The sequence below is a fragment of the Bifidobacterium anseris genome (genome assembly GCF_002860345.1).
Taxonomy (GTDB): domain Bacteria; phylum Actinomycetota; class Actinomycetes; order Actinomycetales; family Bifidobacteriaceae; genus Bifidobacterium; species Bifidobacterium anseris.
The window spans coordinates 583,940-597,898 of the sequence record NZ_NMYC01000005.1; the positions used below are offsets into that span (position 1 = coordinate 583,940).

A 13,959-nucleotide genomic window follows, 5' to 3' on the forward strand; every position below is an offset into this window, starting at 1 on the left:
GGCGGGAACCGCTCCATATATATGGTTGCACCGTTCTATATGTTTGCGCCTCATGCGCCGAGCGGGATCAGGATCAGCATCAGCAGACTCATGATTGATTCGGTGATGCCGACGACCTTGACAGGTACGGTTCTGCGCCGCGCGATGAGCGGCAAAGCGACGGCGCGCGCGAGCAACGCCAATGCGAGCACCCCGTACAGCACATCACACAGGAACCCGAGCGCGACGAGGATCGCATGGTAGGTCCAGCTCGCATGCAGATAGGAGCGGCGGCCGCGTTCTCGAATCATCGTCTTGACGAACAGCACCGAACCGAACAATGCGAGCGCGAAGCCAACGGCGATCTCGACGCCGAGGCTCGGCAAGAGCGTCGGATCGTAGAACCTCGGCAGATGGTCGGTCGCCGCCGGCGCGGCGCAACGCGAGCCGAAGGGCGCGATGACCGTCGCCATCGCCGACGCAGCGAGCACTGCGACCAGATTCGCCCACAGGCTGCGTTCGCGCCGCATCCATGAGGCGAGCAGCGAGACGCCGCACAGCGCGACATAGATCGGCGCCCACCACAGGATGCCTGGATGCAGGACGAGGAATGGTACGCCAGCGGCCGCCAGAATCAGCGCATAGGTCACCATCGGAGTCAGATAGCGCCTGCGGAAGCGCGACTTGCACCAGCGAGCCGCCGTGAACTGCACGCAGTAACACAGCGCCCATAGCGCGACGAGCCATGTCGATGCCCATGTCGGACCGGCCGCGGCCCATGCGGCGAGCGACGGGAACAGCGCGATCGACCATGCACCCGGCTCGGTCGAGACCCAGTCGCGGACCGAATGGCGCTTGGACCTGCGCGGCCGGGCATCGGCATGCGTTTCAGGCATCATTGAAGAGGAGGAAGGTGTCTGAAGCATGCCCACCAGCCTAGGTGGGCGGACTTCGGCACGCCAGAAGGTGGCGGTGATTTTCCCTGAAGCGTCTGTTTTCCCATATCTCGGTCGCGACACGCCCGGGATACATCATGTAGGGGGCTGGTGGTTGAATATAACAGTTGCCTGAAAAGGGCTCGCATAATTGGAATTCAAAAAAGCGAGCGTGGCGCGGGTCATTCCGCAAGGGACGGACTTCGTGGCCATGCACTGATGTGGATCAGCCGGGAGGCGTGTGTCTTCCGGGTGCTCTTCGCCGGTGCCCTGAGCAGGTTAGTGGTAAATAGTCAACGAATCGCTAGAAAGGGCGGAAGGCAATGGCGGGACAGAAAATCCGCATCAGGCTTAAGTCCTATGACCATGAGGTCATCGACCAATCGGCGAAGAAGATCGTCGAAACGGTGACGAACGCGGGTGCAACTGTGGTTGGCCCGGTTCCGCTCCCGACGGAGAAGAACGTGTACTGCGTCATCCGTTCTCCGCATAAGTACAAGGATTCCCGCGAGCATTTCGAGATGCGCACTCACAAGCGTCTCATCGATATTGTGGATCCCACCCCCAAGGCTGTGGACTCCCTCATGCATATTGATCTGCCTGCGGACGTCAACATCGAGATCAAGCTGTAAAGGGAGGAGGAATCGCTATGTCGAACACCAAGCGCACCGCACTGCTGGGCAAGAAGCTCGGTATGTCGCAGGTTTGGGACGAGAACGGATTCTTCGTCCCCGTCACCCTCGTGGACGTCTCCACGAACGTCGTGACCGCAGTCAAGAACGAAGAGACCGACGGCTACAAGGCCGTCCAGCTCGGCTACGGCCAGGTCGACCCGCGCAAGGTCACCAAGCCGCTTGCCGGCCACTTCGCGAAGGCCGGCGTCACGCCGCGCCGTCACCTCGCTGAGGTCCGCACCGACAACGTCGAGGATTTCCAGCCGGGTCAGGAACTCACCGCCGAACTCTTCCCGGAGGGCGCGCAGGTCGACGTGACCGGCACGACCAAGGGCAAGGGCTTCGCCGGCACCATCAAGCGCTGGGGCTTCAAGTCCTACCGCCGTACGCACGGTTCCCACAAGAACGAACGCCGTCCGGGTTCGGTCGGCGCATGCGCGACTCCGAGCCGTATCCTCAAGGGCAAGCGCATGGCTGGCCGCATGGGCCACGCCACGAACACCGTTCTCAACCTCACCGTGGTCTCCTCGGACGTTGAGAATGGCGTCATCGCCATCAAGGGCGCCATCCCGGGCCCGAAGGGTGGCATCGTGCTCGTCCGTTCTGCAGTGAAGGGAGCCTGAGACTCATGGCAAACGTTACTCTGAACGTCACCGACAACAAGGGCCAGGCCACTGGCTCGATCGAGGCGCCCGCTGATTTCTTCGGCTTCACCGCCGAAGAGGTCCAGCAGCACGTCCCGCTGATCCATCAGGTCGTCATCGCGCAGCTCGCCGCCGCGCGTCAGGGCACCCACGCGGTCAAGAACCGCGCCAAGGTCTCCGGTGGCGGCCGCAAGCCGTGGAAGCAGAAGGGCACCGGCCGCGCTCGTCAGGGCTCGATCCGCGCTCCGCAGTGGTACCACGGCGGCGTTGTCCACGGACCGGTTCCGCGTGACTACTCCCAGCGCACCCCGAAGAAGATGAAGGCCGCAGCGCTCAAGTACGTGCTGTCCGACCGTGTGAACAACGGCCGCGTCGCCGTCATCGACTTCGGCATCACCGAGCCGTCGACGAAGACCGCGATCGCCGCGCTCACGCCGATCGTCGGCGATGGATTCACGACCGTCGTGCTGTCCCGCGACAACATCAACGAGTGGCTCTCCGTGCGCAACATCCCGACCGTTCATCCGATCTTCGCCGATCAGCTCAACACCTACGATGTGGTGACCGCCCAGTACGTGGTGTTCTCGAAGGAAGGCTACGAAGCGTTCCTCGAGGCGAAGAAGCCGGCAGAAAAGGAGGCCTGATTTTCATGGTCGCAGTTCACAAGCCAGCTCACGATATCATCCTCAAGCCTGTCGTCTCCGAAAAGAGCTACGCCCTGTCCGATATGGGTCAGTACACCTTCGTGGTCGCCCCGGACGCGAACAAGGTGCAGATCAAGCAGGCCATCGAGGAGATCTTCAAGGTCAAGGTGACGAACGTCAACACCCTCAACCGTGCAGGCAAGCGCACGCGCACCCGCACCGGCTACGGCCGTCGCGTCAATGAGAAGCGCGCAATCGTGACCGTCGCCGAGGGCCAGTCGATCGACATCTTCGGTAACTGAAGGTTAGCCGACAAAAGTTAAAGGAAGAACTAGATTATGGCTATCCGCGTTTATAAGCCGACCACTCCTGGCCGTCGCAACGCGTCCGTGTCGGACTTCTCCGACCTCACGCGCCGCACGCCTGAGAAGTCGCTCGTACGCAAGAACAGCAAGACTGGCGGCCGCAACTCGTACGGCCGCATGACCTCCCGCCATCGCGGCGGCGGCCACAAGCGTCAGTACCGTCTCATCGACTTCAAGCGTTGGGACAAGGACGGCGTGCCGGCGACGGTTGCCGAGATCGAGTACGATCCGAACCGTTCCGCCCGCATCGCGCTGCTGCACTACGCCGACGGCGAGAAGCGCTACATCATCGCTCCGGAAGGCGTCAAGCAGGGCGACCGCATCGAGACCGGTGCCAAGGCCGACATCAAGCCGGGCAACAACCTCCCGCTGCGCAACATCCCGACCGGTACCGTGGTCCACGCGATTGAGCTCCGCCCGCTCGGCGGCGCGAAGATCGCACGTTCCGCCGGCGCCGCCGTGCAGCTCGTCGCGAAGGACGGCGCCTACGCCCAGCTGCGTATGCCGTCCGGCGAGATTCGCAATGTGGACGCCCGCTGCCGCGCGACGATTGGTGAGGTCGGCAACTCCGACCACGCCAACATCCAGCTTGGTAAGGCAGGTCGTGCACGTTGGATGGGCAAGCGTCCGATCACCCGTGGTGAGTCCATGAACCCTGTCGATCACCCGCATGGTGGTCGTACCCGTGGCGGCAAGCCGCCGGTCTCCCCGTGGGGCAAGGGTGAGGTTCGTACTCGCCGTCCTAAGAAGGCTTCGAACAAGATGATCGTTCGTCGTCGTCCTAATGGCAAGAACCGCAAGTAAGGGAGTGTCGAACAGATGACTCGTAGCATCAAGAAGGGCCCCTTCGTCGACGCCCACCTGCAGAAGAAAGTCGACGAGCAGAATGAGAAGGGCACGCACAACGTCATCAAGACGTGGTCGCGCCGTTCGATGATCACCCCTGATTTCATCGGACACACCTTCGCAGTTCACGATGGCCGCAAGCACGTCCCGGTGTTCGTCACCGAGGCCATGGTCGGTCACAAGCTCGGTGAGTTCGCTCCGACGCGTACCTTCAAGGGTCACGTGAAGGACGACAAGAAGTCGCGCCGCTGAAAGTAGGAGAGTAAGGACACATGGAAGCTAAAGCAATCGCCCGTCACGTCCGCGTGACGCCGCGCAAGGCTCGCCGTATGGTCAACCTCATCCGAGGCAAGAAGGCGGCAGATGCAATCACCATCCTCAAGTTCGCTCCGCAGGATGCGAGCACCCCGGTGCTCAAGGTCCTTGAGAGCGCCATCGCCAACGCTCGCGTGAAGGCCGACAAGGCCGGCGAGCCGTTCCGCGAGAACGACCTGTACATCAAGGAGACCTATGTGGACGAAGGCGTGACGCTCAAGCGTTTCCGCGCTCGTGCACAGGGCCGTGCGGCTCGTATCAACAAGCGTACGAGCCACATCACGGTCGTCGTCGCCACCAAGGAAGGAGCCCGCTAAAGATGGGTCAGAAGATTAATCCCTTTGGCTATCGCCTGGGCATTACTGAGGACCATCGTTCGAAGTGGTTCTCTGATTCCAACAAGGCCGGCGAACGTTACCGTGACTTCGTGCTCGAAGACGACGCCATCCGCAAGGAGATGACGAAGGATCTCGAGCGTGCAGGCGTGTCCCGCATCATCATCGAGCGCACCCGTGACCGCGTGCGTGTGGACATCCACACGGCCCGCCCGGGCATCGTCATCGGCCGCCGCGGCGCCGAGGCGGAGCGCGTTCGCGCCAAGCTCGAGAAGCTCACCGGCAAGCAGGTCCAGCTCAACATCTTCGAAGTGAAGAACCCGGCGCTGGACGCCCAGCTCGTCGCTCAGGGCATCGCCGAGCAGCTGACGAACCGCGTGACCTTCCGTCGCGCGATGCGCAAGGCTCAGCAGGACGCCATGCGCGCCGGCGCCAAGGGTATCCGTATCAAGCTCTCGGGCCGTCTCGGCGGCGCCGAAATGAGCCGTTCGGAGTTCTACCGCGAAGGCCGCGTCCCGCTGCAGACGCTCCGCGCCCTCATTGATTACGGCTTCTTCGAGGCCAAGACCACCTACGGCCGCATCGGTGTCAAGGTGTGGATCTACAAGGGCGACATGACCGAGCGTGAGTTCGAAGAGCAGCAGGCGCAGCAGGGCAACAACCGCAACGGCCGTCGCGGCGATCGCCGCCCGCGCCGTGGCCAGCGCAATGGTCAGCGCGGCAACCAGCAGAACCAGGTGAAGACCGGCCCGGATCAGCCGATCGAAGCCCCGGTCGCGCAGGACGCCACCGCTGCACCGGCATCGGAAACTAAGGAGTGAGCTGAAGATGCTTATCCCAAAGAGGACCAAATACCGTAAGCAGCACCGTCCGGACCGCCATGGCATGTCCAAGGGCGGCAACGAGATCAACTTCGGCGATTTCGCCATCCAGGCAATGGCTCCGGCCTATGTCACCAACCGCCAGATCGAAGCGGCTCGTATCGCGATGACCCGCTACATCAAGCGTGGTGGCAAGGTGTGGATCACGATCTTCCCGGATCGTCCGCTCACCAAGCACCCGCTCGGCGCCCGAATGGGTTCCGGTAAGGGTACCCCGGAGTTCTGGATCGCCAACGTCCACCCCGGACGCGTTATGTTCGAGATCGGTGGCGTTTCCGAGGATGTCGCTCGCGAGGCCCTGCGCCGCGCAATCGACAAGCTCCCCATGAAGTGCCGTGTGATTGCTCGTGAAGGCGGTGACATCTGATGGCAGTCGGATCCGAAGAATACACGATGAAGAATCTCAACGAGAAGACCAACGCGGAGATCGAGGGCTTCCTCAAGAAGTCCAAGGAAGAGCTGTTCAACCTGCGCTTCCAGCACGCGACCGGTCAGCTTGAGAACACCGCCCGCCTTAAGGCGGTCAAGCGCGACATCGCCAGGATGTACACTGTCCTGCGCGAACGCGAGCTTGGCATCAGCCAGGCTCCCGAGGCGACCGAAACGAAAGCTGAGGAGAAGTAATGGCTGAAGAGCGCAACTCCCGCAAGGTTCGTCGCGGTTATGTCGTGTCCGATAAGATGGACAAGACCATTTCCGTGGAACTCGAACTCCGTACGACCCACCCGCTGTATGGCAAGGTCGTCCGTTCAACCCGCACGGTCAAGGCTCATGACGAACACAATGAGGCTCACGTTGGCGACCTCGTGAGTATCATGGAGACTCGTCCACTGAGCAAGACCAAGCGTTGGCGTCTCGATAGCATCATCGAGCGCGCTAAGTAATAAAGTTCGGCAAGGCTCGCTGATTCACCCGGTCCATCCTTACGCTAGGATGGACCGGGTGATCAGGGAGAACCAGCTCGGCTAAGGAGAATCAATGATTCAACAGGAAACGCGGCTTCATGTCGCCGACAACACGGGTGCGAAGGAACTCCTGTGCATCCGAGTGCTCGGCGGATCGAAGCGACGCTATGCTGGAATCGGCGACGTCATCGTCGCCTCCGTTAAGGACGCGATCCCTAACGGTTCCGTCAAGAAGGGCGACGTCGTCAAGGCCGTCGTCGTCCGCACCGTCAAGGAACGCCGTCGTGCCGACGGCTCCTACATCAAGTTCGACGAGAACGCCGCCGTCATTCTCGGCTCCGGCCGTGAACCGAAGGGCACTCGTATCTTCGGACCGGTTGGCCGTGAACTGCGCGACAAGCGCTTCATGCGCATCGTGTCCCTCGCCCCGGAGGTGATCTGAAATGGTAGCCAAGATTAAGAGCGGCGACCTGGTCAAGGTCATCCGCGGCAAGGATCGCGGCAAGGAAGGCACCGTCAAGCGTGTGCTCAAGGATGACCGTCTGATCGTCGAAGGCGTTCAGATCGTCAAGAAGCACGTCCGCGCGACCCAGCAGGGTCAGCAGGCCGGCATCGTCGAGGTCGAGGCCCCGATCCATCGCTCCAACGTGATGGTCATCGATCCCGAGACCAAGCAGCCGACGCGCGTTGGCGTCATCGTCAAGGAAGAAGCACGCGACGGCAAGGTCAAGACCGTGCGCGTCCGCGTTGCGAAGAAGTCAGGAAAGGAGCTGGCATGAGCGAAGTGGTTGAAGAGATCACCGTCGAAGCGCCTGTTACTCCGCGCCTGAAGCAGGAGTACAAGGACGTCATCGTCCCTGAACTCGAGAAGGAATTCAAGCACGACAACCCGATGCAGATCCCTCGCATCGAGAAGGTCGTCGTCTCGATGGGCGTCGGTGCCGCGGCTCGCGACTCCAAGCTCATCGAAGGCGCCGTGCGTGACCTCACCGCGATCACCGGTCAGAAGCCGAAGATCACGAAGGCCAAGAAGTCCGTCGCGCAGTTCCATCTGCGTGAAGGCCAGGCCATCGGTGCCTACGTCACGCTGCGCGGCGACCGCATGTGGGAGTTCCTCGATCGTCTTCTCACGCTGGCGCTGCCGCGCATCCGCGATTTCCGCGGCATCAACGGCCACCAGTTCGACGGTCAGGGCAACTACAACTTCGGTCTGACCGAGCAGTCCATGTTCCACGAGATCGATCCGGATTCGATCGATCACCAGCGCGGCATGGACATCACCGTGGTGACCACCACTAAGAGCGACGATGAGGCCTATGCGCTGCTCAAGGCGCTCGGCTTCCCGTTCAAGGAGAACTGAAATGGCAAAAACGTGTCTTAAGGTCAAGGCGCTGCGCAAGCCGAAGTTCAAGGTGCGTGCGTACACCCGTTGCATGGTCTGCGGCCGTCCTCATTCGGTCTACCGCAAGTTCGGCCTCTGCCGTATCTGCCTTCGCGAGAAGGCCCACCGCGGCGAGCTGCCCGGCGTCACGAAGTCCAGTTGGTAAATATCGACGCTGAAGGTCCGCGGCCCTGAAGGACTGGTCCCAGTCCCAAGGGCGGCGGAAACCACGGCGAGAAAGGGCGTTAGCCCAAATGACAATGACAGATCCGATCGCAGATATGCTTACGCGTCTGCGTAATGCGAGCGCGGCCAAGCACGAAACCGTGGATATGCCGTACTCCAAGTTCAAGAAGAACATCGCCGAGATCCTCAAGCGTGAAGGCTACATCGCGGACTTCACCGCCAAGGAGGCCCGTGTCGGCCAGACGCTCGAGCTCACGCTCAAGTACGGCCCGAACGGCGAGCGCTCCATCCAGGGCATCAAGCGCATTTCGAAGCCGGGCCTTCGCCGTTACGCGAAGTCCGACGCGCTGCCGATGCCGCTCGGTGGTCTCGGAATCGCCATCATCTCGACGAGCTCGGGACTGATGACCCAGAAGGAATGCCTCGACCGGGGCATCGGCGGCGAGATCGTCGCCTACGTTTGGTGAGAAAGGAGAGCTGAACAATGGCATCACATATTGGCAAGCTCCCGATCACCATTCCGGCGGGCGATGAAATCACGATCAACGGTCAGGAGTTCACGGTCAAGGGACCGAAGGGCTCCGACTCCTACACCATCCCTGAAGGCATCTCGGCCAAGGTCGAAGGCAACGAGCTCATCGTCACTGCCAACGACGATCTGCGCCCGACCCGTGCGAAGCACGGCCTCGCTCGCTCCATCATGGCCTCGATGGTCAAGGGTGTGCATGACGGCTACACGAAGAGCCTCGACATCGTCGGCACCGGTTACCGCGCTCAGATGAAGGGCAAGGGCATCGAGTTCTCGCTCGGTTACTCCCACACCATCACCGTTGAGCCGCCGGAAGGCATCGAGTTCGAACTGCCGAACCCGAACCAGGTGATCGTCAAGGGCACCGACAAGCAGGTCGTTGGCCAGGTTGCCGCGAACATCCGCAAGCTTCGTGCTCCGGAACCCTACAAGGGCAAGGGAATCAAGTATTCGGACGAGCGCATCCGTCGCAAGGCTGGAAAGGCTGGTAAGTGATATGAGCGTCAAGATCTACGGTAAAGGCAAAAAGGTCGCTCTGAAGCGTCGCCACGCTCGTATCCGCAAGCGCATCAGCGGCACCGCCGAGCTCCCGCGTCTGGTGGTCACGCGTTCCAACCGTCACATGGTCGCCCAGATCGTCGATGACACGATCGGCAAGACGATCGTCAGTGAATCCACGCTGATGAGCGATTTCGCCGACTTCGAGGGCACGAAGACCGAAGCGGCCAAGCAGGTCGGCCTCCTGATCGCCAAGAAGGCTCAGGATGCAGGCATCACCGCGGTCGTCTTCGACCGTGGCGGCAACATGTACCATGGTCGCGTCGCAGCCGTTGCTGATGGCGCCCGCGAGGGAGGTCTGGCACTGTGAGCGACAACGAAAAGGAAACCCAGGTGGCTGAAGAAACTCAGAACACTCAGGCAACCGCTGAGTCCAACAACGACGACCGCAGGAACCGTCGCGGACAGCGTGGCGAAGGCCGTCGTGGCGAGCGTCGCAACCGTCGCGAGGAGAATCGCGGCGACGAGATGCTCGATCGCGTCGTGACGATCAACCGCGTGTCCAAGACCCACAAGGGCGGCCGTACGTTCAGCTTCGCCGCGCTCGTCGTCGTCGGTGACGGCAACGGCACCGTCGGCGTCGGCTACGGCAAGTCCCGTGAGGTCCCGGCGGCCATCGCCAAGGGCCAGCTGGACGCCAAGAAGCATCTGTTCAACGTTCCGCGCGTCCGCGGCACCGTGACCCACCCGGTCACCGGTCGCGACCACGCCGGCGTCGTCATGCTTCGTCCGGCCGCTCCGGGTACCGGCGTTATCGCCGGCTCCGCGGTGCGCGCCGTCATGGAATGCGCAGGCATCACCGACGTCCTGACGAAGTCGATGGGTTCGTCGACCGCGGTCAACGTGGTTCGCGCGACCGTCGACGCCCTCAAGCAGCTCGAAGAGCCCGAGGAGATCGCGGCCCGTCGTGGACTGTCCGTGCAGGAAGTCGCGCCGGATGCGCTGCTCCGCTCTCGTGCGGCCGGCATCGCCGAGGCCCGCAAGGCCCGCGAGGAAGCCCAGGCTGCCGCAAAGGATGGTGAGTGATGGCTAATCTCAAGATCACGCTCGTGCACGGTGTCTGCGGTGCGAACCCGAAGCAGCGTGCGACCGTGCAGACGCTGGCCCTTCGCAAGATCGGTCAGAGCGTCGTCCGTGAAGACAATTCGACGACGCGCGGCCTCATCAACGTCGTGCGTCATCTGGTCAAGGTCGAGGAGGCTGAGTGATCATGGCTGAAGAGAACAACATTCTGCAGATGCATGACCTCCGTCCGGCTCCGGGCGCCAAGAAGGATCGCATTCGCGTCGGTCGTGGTGAAGGCTCGAAGGGCAAGACCTCGGGTCGTGGCGACAAGGGTACCAAGAAGCGCTACCAGGTCCGTCCTGGCTTCGAAGGTGGCCAGCTGCCGCTCTACATGCGCCTGCCGAAGCTCCGCGGCTTCCGTAGCCCGTTCAAGACCGAGTATCAGGTCGTCAACATCAGCACCCTCGCGGAACTCTTCCCGCAGGGTGGCGACGTCACCGTGGCTGATCTCGTGGCCAAGGGTGCCGTGCGCGCCAACCGTCCGGTCAAGGTCCTCGGCGAGGGCGAGACGACGGTGGCCTTCACCATCAAGGGTGTCAAGGCCTCCGCTTCCGCCAAGGCGAAGATCGAAGCCGCCGGTGGCTCGATCAGCGAAGACTGATTGAGATCGGCCGGGGCTTGCGCCCCGACCTGATCGACTAGTCGATATGGTCCCCTCCACGCATCGCGGGAGGGGACCATATCATTATCCGGACCCGTATCATTCAAACCGTGTTTGCAACCGTTATGCGGCCGGATCCGCACCGCCGACCGCGCGTATTGTGGGCGCCGACGCCCGCATCGCGGCTGACTGCGAACGTTTTCGGTATACGAAATGTGCGGAAATTCTATAGATTTTGGAAGCGACGACGCAACCGGTAGACACGATGGGCTAAACTCATCCCCTAGAGTGTGTTTTTCGACCGTGTGCGAGAGAGTTCGTACGAGACATGGAGGGAACCCAAGGTGAGGACATTAATCCAGGCCTTCCGAACCAAGGAGCTGAGGAAGAAGATCTTCTTCGTCCTTGGCATGATCATCATTTACCGCATCGGCGCGTTCATCCCCGCCCCGGGCGTCAGCGAGCAGGCCGTGCGTGCGTGTACGGCGAGCACCGGCTCCGAGAACTTCATCGGACTGGTCAACCTGTTCTCCGGCGGCGCGATGCTCCAGCTGTCCATCTTCGCACTCGGCGTCATGCCGTACATCACCGCGTCGATTGTCATTCAGCTGCTGCGCGTCGTCATCCCGCGCTTCGAGACGCTGCACAAGGAAGGCCAGTCGGGTGAGGCGAAGCTCACGCAGTACACGCGTTACCTGACGATCGGCCTGGCGATCCTGCAGTCGACAACGATCGTCGTCACCGCGAAGTCCGGCGCGCTGTTCAATTACCAGTGCCCGAACATCATCCCGGACGGTTCGATCTGGACGCTCGTCGTCATGGTCCTCGTCATGACCGGCGGCACCGGCCTGATCATGTGGATGGCCGAACTCATCACCGAGAAGGGCATCGGCCAGGGCATGTCGATCCTCATCTTCCTGTCCATCTGCTCCGGCTTCCTGCCGCAGCTGTGGCAGATCGGCTACGGCACGAACGGCTCCGACGGCAACTGGGGCAAGTTCGCGATCGTCACCGGCGTCCTGCTCGTCATCATGGTCTTCGTCAACTACGTCGAGCTTTCGCAGCGCCGCATCCCGGTGCAGTACACGCGCCGCATGATCGGCCGCAAGATGTACGGCGGATCGTCGACCTACCTGCCGCTCAAGATCAACATGAGCGGCGTCATCCCGCCAATCTTCGCTTCGTCGATCCTCGCGATTCCGACGCTCATCGCACAGTTCGGCAAGTCCGACGCGAGCTGGGTGCAGTGGATCAACACGAACCTCGCGAACTCGACGACGCTGTGGTACATCCTGCTGTACGCGCTGATGATCGTGTTCTTCACGTTCTTCTACACCGAGATCACGTTCAACCCGGACGAGACCGCAGACAACATGAAGCAGTACGGCGGCTTCATCCCGGGCATCCGCGCGGGCAACGCGACGGCGCGTTACCTCAAGTACGTCATCAACCGACTCAACACCGTCGGTGCCGTCTACCTGCTCTTCGTCGCGCTGCTGCCGACCGTGCTCATCATGGCGCTCAACCTCAACACGCAGCTGCCCTTCGGCGGTACGACGATCCTGATTATCGCCGGCGTCGGACTTGACACGCTGCGTCAGGCAAAGGCCCAGACTGAGCAGTACCAGTACGCTGGATTCCTGTTCGAGAACAACGAACATATCGAAGGCAAGTGACCGGCATCTCCGCGATCGACCTGAACTGAAGCCACCGTCCGCATGGGCGGTGGCTTCATGCATTCGCGCGTCCGAGTATGCTTGACGTGGATTCATCCAGCAATGCGACAACGAAAGGACCGCTCATGCGTCTTCTCATCATGGGACCCCAGGGCGTCGGCAAGGGCACGCAAGCTGCACTGCTCGCCACCCACTACGACATTCCGGCCATCTCGACCGGCGACATCTTCCGCTACAACATCAAGCACAAGACGCCGCTCGGCCTCGAAGCGCTGTCCTACACGGACAAGGGCGAGCTCGTACCGGACTCGCTGACGAACACAATCGTCAAGGACCGCCTCGCGATGGACGACACCGTCAACGGCTGGATCCTCGACGGCTATCCGCGCAACGCCTCCCAGGTCGAGGCGCTCGACACGATGCTCGCCGAGCTCGGCCAGAGCCTCGACGCCGTCGTAGCGCTCGAAGCGGGCCGCGACGTGCTGCTCGAGCGCATGGCCAAGCGCGCGAAGGAGCAAGGCCGTTCCGACGACACGCCGGAGGTCATCGCCAAGCGTCTCGAAACCTACGAGAAGGAGACGGCTCCGCTGCTCGACATCTACAAGGAGCGCGGCCTGCTCATCACCGTCGACGGCGTCGGCGATGTCGACTCGATCTCACAGACGATCATCGAGAAGCTCGACGCGAACGTCAAGGCGAGCTGAACGCCGAACGCGTGCACGCAATGACACGCATACGATGACACAGCCGACGTGCGGCCGCCGCGCCCTTCGGGGGGCAGGCGGCCGCACGTCGTCGCATATCGGCACAGATCACGTTGCCATATAGGACATATAGGATAGGGGAGTGCGACGCACGGGGAATATCGGGGGAACGGCGTCGGTTGTGCAGGACAGGACGTGATACGACACGCCGTATTTGTATCTCAGGACTTTTCGTGTATTCTTGCAATTTGGTGTGTCTTCGGACACAGCAGTAAGTCGATCATCGAATGGAATCGAGATTATGGCAAAAGACGGTGTGATTGAAGTCGAAGGACGAGTCGTCGAGGCATTGCCGAACGCGATGTTCCGCGTCGAGCTGGAGAACAAGCATATCGTGCTGGCGACGATCTCGGGCAAGATGCGCAAGAACTACATCCGCATCCTGCCGCAGGACCGCGTCGTGCTCGAGATGAGCCCATACGATCTCAATCGTGGTCGGATTACGTACCGCTACAAGTAAGGTACAGCTAAAGTAAGGAACAACCATGAAGGTTAGCCCAAGTGTGAAGAGGATCTGCGAGAACTGCCGTGTGATCCGTCGTCACGGCCGCGTCATGGTGATCTGCACCAACCCGCGTCACAAGCAGCGTCAGGGCTGAGCAGACCCAGCGGCACACCAATTCAGGCACTAAGTCACAGTCCGCGAGGACTGAACCCCGGGAGCGCAGGCCCGGGC

Annotated in this window: 26 protein-coding genes; 25 read left to right on the forward strand and 1 reads right to left on the reverse strand. The window is 61.7% G+C overall.

From position 1 onward, the window contains the following. Window positions 1–50: 50 nt before the first annotated feature. Entirely contained in the window at window positions 51–905 is an 855-nt protein-coding gene (locus tag CGZ88_RS07505; RefSeq protein ID WP_243390105.1) for a YwiC-like family protein, read from the reverse strand. A 332-nt stretch (window positions 906–1,237) separates the two neighbouring features. Here CGZ88_RS07505 and rpsJ point away from each other — a divergent pair, with 332 nt between their 5' ends. The 25 genes from rpsJ to rpmJ all read left to right on the forward strand — a co-directional run bounded on the left by rpsJ (window position 1,238) and on the right by rpmJ (window position 13,882). Beyond that, complete coding sequence (gene rpsJ / locus CGZ88_RS07510) at window positions 1,238–1,546, forward strand: 30S ribosomal protein S10 (RefSeq protein WP_004268570.1); 309 nt, start codon at window positions 1,238–1,240, stop codon at window positions 1,544–1,546. A gap of 17 nt (window positions 1,547–1,563) precedes the next feature. Next, a complete protein-coding gene (rplC, locus tag CGZ88_RS07515; RefSeq protein ID WP_026644637.1) occupies window positions 1,564–2,211 on the forward strand; it encodes a 50S ribosomal protein L3 in 648 nt (215 codons plus the stop codon). Window positions 2,212–2,216: 5 nt separating this feature from the next. Continuing rightward, the gene (gene rplD / locus CGZ88_RS07520; protein ID WP_101671497.1) at window positions 2,217–2,876 is read left to right on the forward strand and encodes a 50S ribosomal protein L4; all 660 of its coding nucleotides are present in this window, start codon (window positions 2,217–2,219) and stop codon (window positions 2,874–2,876) included. Between the two features lie 5 nt (window positions 2,877–2,881). Continuing rightward, window positions 2,882–3,178, forward strand: coding sequence for a 50S ribosomal protein L23 (gene rplW, locus CGZ88_RS07525; protein ID WP_026644635.1), 297 nt, complete (start codon window positions 2,882–2,884; stop codon window positions 3,176–3,178). A gap of 36 nt (window positions 3,179–3,214) precedes the next feature. Further along, window positions 3,215–4,045, forward strand: coding sequence for a 50S ribosomal protein L2 (rplB, locus tag CGZ88_RS07530; protein ID WP_026644634.1), 831 nt, complete (start codon window positions 3,215–3,217; stop codon window positions 4,043–4,045). Window positions 4,046–4,060: 15 nt separating this feature from the next. Further along, on the forward strand, window positions 4,061–4,339 hold the full coding sequence (rpsS, locus tag CGZ88_RS07535; protein WP_022858217.1) for a 30S ribosomal protein S19: 279 nt from the start codon (window positions 4,061–4,063) through the stop codon (window positions 4,337–4,339). 20 nt (window positions 4,340–4,359) lie between these two features. Continuing rightward, complete coding sequence (gene rplV / locus CGZ88_RS07540; RefSeq protein WP_024540969.1) at window positions 4,360–4,719, forward strand: 50S ribosomal protein L22; 360 nt, start codon at window positions 4,360–4,362, stop codon at window positions 4,717–4,719. A gap of 2 nt (window positions 4,720–4,721) precedes the next feature. After that, window positions 4,722–5,558 carry a 30S ribosomal protein S3 gene (rpsC, locus tag CGZ88_RS07545; RefSeq protein ID WP_026644633.1) on the forward strand — a complete coding sequence of 279 codons (837 nt, stop codon included), beginning with the start codon at window positions 4,722–4,724 and terminating at the stop codon, window positions 5,556–5,558. 7 nt (window positions 5,559–5,565) lie between these two features. Then, complete coding sequence (rplP, locus tag CGZ88_RS07550; RefSeq protein WP_022858220.1) at window positions 5,566–5,985, forward strand: 50S ribosomal protein L16; 420 nt, start codon at window positions 5,566–5,568, stop codon at window positions 5,983–5,985. Beyond that, window positions 5,985–6,242, forward strand: coding sequence for a 50S ribosomal protein L29 (gene rpmC, locus CGZ88_RS07555; protein WP_026644632.1), 258 nt, complete (start codon window positions 5,985–5,987; stop codon window positions 6,240–6,242). Before rplP ends, rpmC begins: the two co-directional genes overlap by 1 nt. Continuing rightward, a complete protein-coding gene (rpsQ, locus tag CGZ88_RS07560; protein ID WP_024540966.1) occupies window positions 6,242–6,502 on the forward strand; it encodes a 30S ribosomal protein S17 in 261 nt (86 codons plus the stop codon). Before rpmC ends, rpsQ begins: the two co-directional genes overlap by 1 nt. A 94-nt stretch (window positions 6,503–6,596) precedes the next feature. After that, on the forward strand, window positions 6,597–6,965 hold the full coding sequence (rplN, locus tag CGZ88_RS07565) for a 50S ribosomal protein L14 (RefSeq protein ID WP_022858223.1): 369 nt from the start codon (window positions 6,597–6,599) through the stop codon (window positions 6,963–6,965). A gap of 1 nt (window position 6,966) precedes the next feature. Then, window positions 6,967–7,302 carry a 50S ribosomal protein L24 gene (rplX, locus tag CGZ88_RS07570; RefSeq protein ID WP_024540965.1) on the forward strand — a complete coding sequence of 112 codons (336 nt, stop codon included), beginning with the start codon at window positions 6,967–6,969 and terminating at the stop codon, window positions 7,300–7,302. Further along, a complete protein-coding gene (gene rplE / locus CGZ88_RS07575; protein WP_095612553.1) occupies window positions 7,299–7,883 on the forward strand; it encodes a 50S ribosomal protein L5 in 585 nt (194 codons plus the stop codon). Before rplX ends, rplE begins: the two co-directional genes overlap by 4 nt. A gap of 1 nt (window position 7,884) precedes the next feature. Then, entirely contained in the window at window positions 7,885–8,070 is a 186-nt protein-coding gene (locus CGZ88_RS07580) for a type Z 30S ribosomal protein S14 (RefSeq protein ID WP_004268593.1), read from the forward strand. Between the two features lie 88 nt (window positions 8,071–8,158). Next, on the forward strand, window positions 8,159–8,557 hold the full coding sequence (rpsH, locus tag CGZ88_RS07585) for a 30S ribosomal protein S8 (protein WP_024540963.1): 399 nt from the start codon (window positions 8,159–8,161) through the stop codon (window positions 8,555–8,557). A gap of 17 nt (window positions 8,558–8,574) precedes the next feature. Further along, window positions 8,575–9,114 carry a 50S ribosomal protein L6 gene (rplF, locus tag CGZ88_RS07590; RefSeq protein ID WP_026644630.1) on the forward strand — a complete coding sequence of 180 codons (540 nt, stop codon included), beginning with the start codon at window positions 8,575–8,577 and terminating at the stop codon, window positions 9,112–9,114. 1 nt (window position 9,115) lies between these two features. Then, window positions 9,116–9,487: a 50S ribosomal protein L18 gene (gene rplR / locus CGZ88_RS07595; protein WP_024540961.1), complete on the forward strand. Its 372-nt coding sequence runs from the start codon at window positions 9,116–9,118 to the stop codon at window positions 9,485–9,487. Next, window positions 9,484–10,203, forward strand: a complete 720-nt coding sequence (rpsE, locus tag CGZ88_RS07600; protein ID WP_034247860.1) for a 30S ribosomal protein S5 — start codon at window positions 9,484–9,486, stop codon at window positions 10,201–10,203. Before rplR ends, rpsE begins: the two co-directional genes overlap by 4 nt. Beyond that, complete coding sequence (gene rpmD / locus CGZ88_RS07605) at window positions 10,203–10,385, forward strand: 50S ribosomal protein L30 (protein ID WP_024540959.1); 183 nt, start codon at window positions 10,203–10,205, stop codon at window positions 10,383–10,385. The genes rpsE and rpmD overlap by 1 nt, the downstream gene beginning before the upstream one ends. Window positions 10,386–10,387: 2 nt before the next feature. Next, on the forward strand, window positions 10,388–10,843 hold the full coding sequence (gene rplO / locus CGZ88_RS07610; RefSeq protein WP_024540958.1) for a 50S ribosomal protein L15: 456 nt from the start codon (window positions 10,388–10,390) through the stop codon (window positions 10,841–10,843). Between the two features lie 344 nt (window positions 10,844–11,187). Beyond that, window positions 11,188–12,519 carry a preprotein translocase subunit SecY gene (gene secY, locus CGZ88_RS07615; RefSeq protein WP_026644629.1) on the forward strand — a complete coding sequence of 444 codons (1,332 nt, stop codon included), beginning with the start codon at window positions 11,188–11,190 and terminating at the stop codon, window positions 12,517–12,519. 125 nt (window positions 12,520–12,644) lie between these two features. After that, entirely contained in the window at window positions 12,645–13,223 is a 579-nt protein-coding gene (locus CGZ88_RS07620; RefSeq protein ID WP_026644628.1) for an adenylate kinase, read from the forward strand. A gap of 301 nt (window positions 13,224–13,524) precedes the next feature. Further along, window positions 13,525–13,743, forward strand: coding sequence for a translation initiation factor IF-1 (gene infA, locus CGZ88_RS07625; protein WP_004268611.1), 219 nt, complete (start codon window positions 13,525–13,527; stop codon window positions 13,741–13,743). Between the two features lie 25 nt (window positions 13,744–13,768). Next, window positions 13,769–13,882, forward strand: coding sequence for a 50S ribosomal protein L36 (rpmJ, locus tag CGZ88_RS07630; RefSeq protein WP_003814578.1), 114 nt, complete (start codon window positions 13,769–13,771; stop codon window positions 13,880–13,882). The last annotated feature ends 77 nt before the right edge of the window (window positions 13,883–13,959 follow it).

Bases quoted from the DNA above. Each gene is read 5' to 3' on its own strand.
- CGZ88_RS07505 (WP_243390105.1), bottom strand. From the start codon at position 905: ATGCTTCAGACACCTTCCTCCTCTTCAATGATGCCTGAAACGCATGCC.
- rpsJ (WP_004268570.1), top strand. From the start codon at position 1,238: ATGGCGGGACAGAAAATCCGCATCAGGCTTAAGTCCTATGACCATGAG.
- rplC (WP_026644637.1), top strand. From the start codon at position 1,564: ATGTCGAACACCAAGCGCACCGCACTGCTGGGCAAGAAGCTCGGTATG.
- rplD (WP_101671497.1), top strand. From the start codon at position 2,217: ATGGCAAACGTTACTCTGAACGTCACCGACAACAAGGGCCAGGCCACT.
- rplW (WP_026644635.1), top strand. From the start codon at position 2,882: ATGGTCGCAGTTCACAAGCCAGCTCACGATATCATCCTCAAGCCTGTC.
- rplB (WP_026644634.1), top strand. From the start codon at position 3,215: ATGGCTATCCGCGTTTATAAGCCGACCACTCCTGGCCGTCGCAACGCG.
- rpsS (WP_022858217.1), top strand. From the start codon at position 4,061: ATGACTCGTAGCATCAAGAAGGGCCCCTTCGTCGACGCCCACCTGCAG.
- rplV (WP_024540969.1), top strand. From the start codon at position 4,360: ATGGAAGCTAAAGCAATCGCCCGTCACGTCCGCGTGACGCCGCGCAAG.
- rpsC (WP_026644633.1), top strand. From the start codon at position 4,722: ATGGGTCAGAAGATTAATCCCTTTGGCTATCGCCTGGGCATTACTGAG.
- rplP (WP_022858220.1), top strand. From the start codon at position 5,566: ATGCTTATCCCAAAGAGGACCAAATACCGTAAGCAGCACCGTCCGGAC.
- rpmC (WP_026644632.1), top strand. From the start codon at position 5,985: ATGGCAGTCGGATCCGAAGAATACACGATGAAGAATCTCAACGAGAAG.
- rpsQ (WP_024540966.1), top strand. From the start codon at position 6,242: ATGGCTGAAGAGCGCAACTCCCGCAAGGTTCGTCGCGGTTATGTCGTG.
- rplN (WP_022858223.1), top strand. From the start codon at position 6,597: ATGATTCAACAGGAAACGCGGCTTCATGTCGCCGACAACACGGGTGCG.
- rplX (WP_024540965.1), top strand. From the start codon at position 6,967: ATGGTAGCCAAGATTAAGAGCGGCGACCTGGTCAAGGTCATCCGCGGC.
- rplE (WP_095612553.1), top strand. From the start codon at position 7,299: ATGAGCGAAGTGGTTGAAGAGATCACCGTCGAAGCGCCTGTTACTCCG.
- CGZ88_RS07580 (WP_004268593.1), top strand. From the start codon at position 7,885: ATGGCAAAAACGTGTCTTAAGGTCAAGGCGCTGCGCAAGCCGAAGTTC.
- rpsH (WP_024540963.1), top strand. From the start codon at position 8,159: ATGACAATGACAGATCCGATCGCAGATATGCTTACGCGTCTGCGTAAT.
- rplF (WP_026644630.1), top strand. From the start codon at position 8,575: ATGGCATCACATATTGGCAAGCTCCCGATCACCATTCCGGCGGGCGAT.
- rplR (WP_024540961.1), top strand. From the start codon at position 9,116: ATGAGCGTCAAGATCTACGGTAAAGGCAAAAAGGTCGCTCTGAAGCGT.
- rpmD (WP_024540959.1), top strand. From the start codon at position 10,203: ATGGCTAATCTCAAGATCACGCTCGTGCACGGTGTCTGCGGTGCGAAC.
- rplO (WP_024540958.1), top strand. From the start codon at position 10,388: ATGGCTGAAGAGAACAACATTCTGCAGATGCATGACCTCCGTCCGGCT.
- CGZ88_RS07620 (WP_026644628.1), top strand. From the start codon at position 12,645: ATGCGTCTTCTCATCATGGGACCCCAGGGCGTCGGCAAGGGCACGCAA.
- infA (WP_004268611.1), top strand. From the start codon at position 13,525: ATGGCAAAAGACGGTGTGATTGAAGTCGAAGGACGAGTCGTCGAGGCA.
- rpmJ (WP_003814578.1), top strand. From the start codon at position 13,769: ATGAAGGTTAGCCCAAGTGTGAAGAGGATCTGCGAGAACTGCCGTGTG.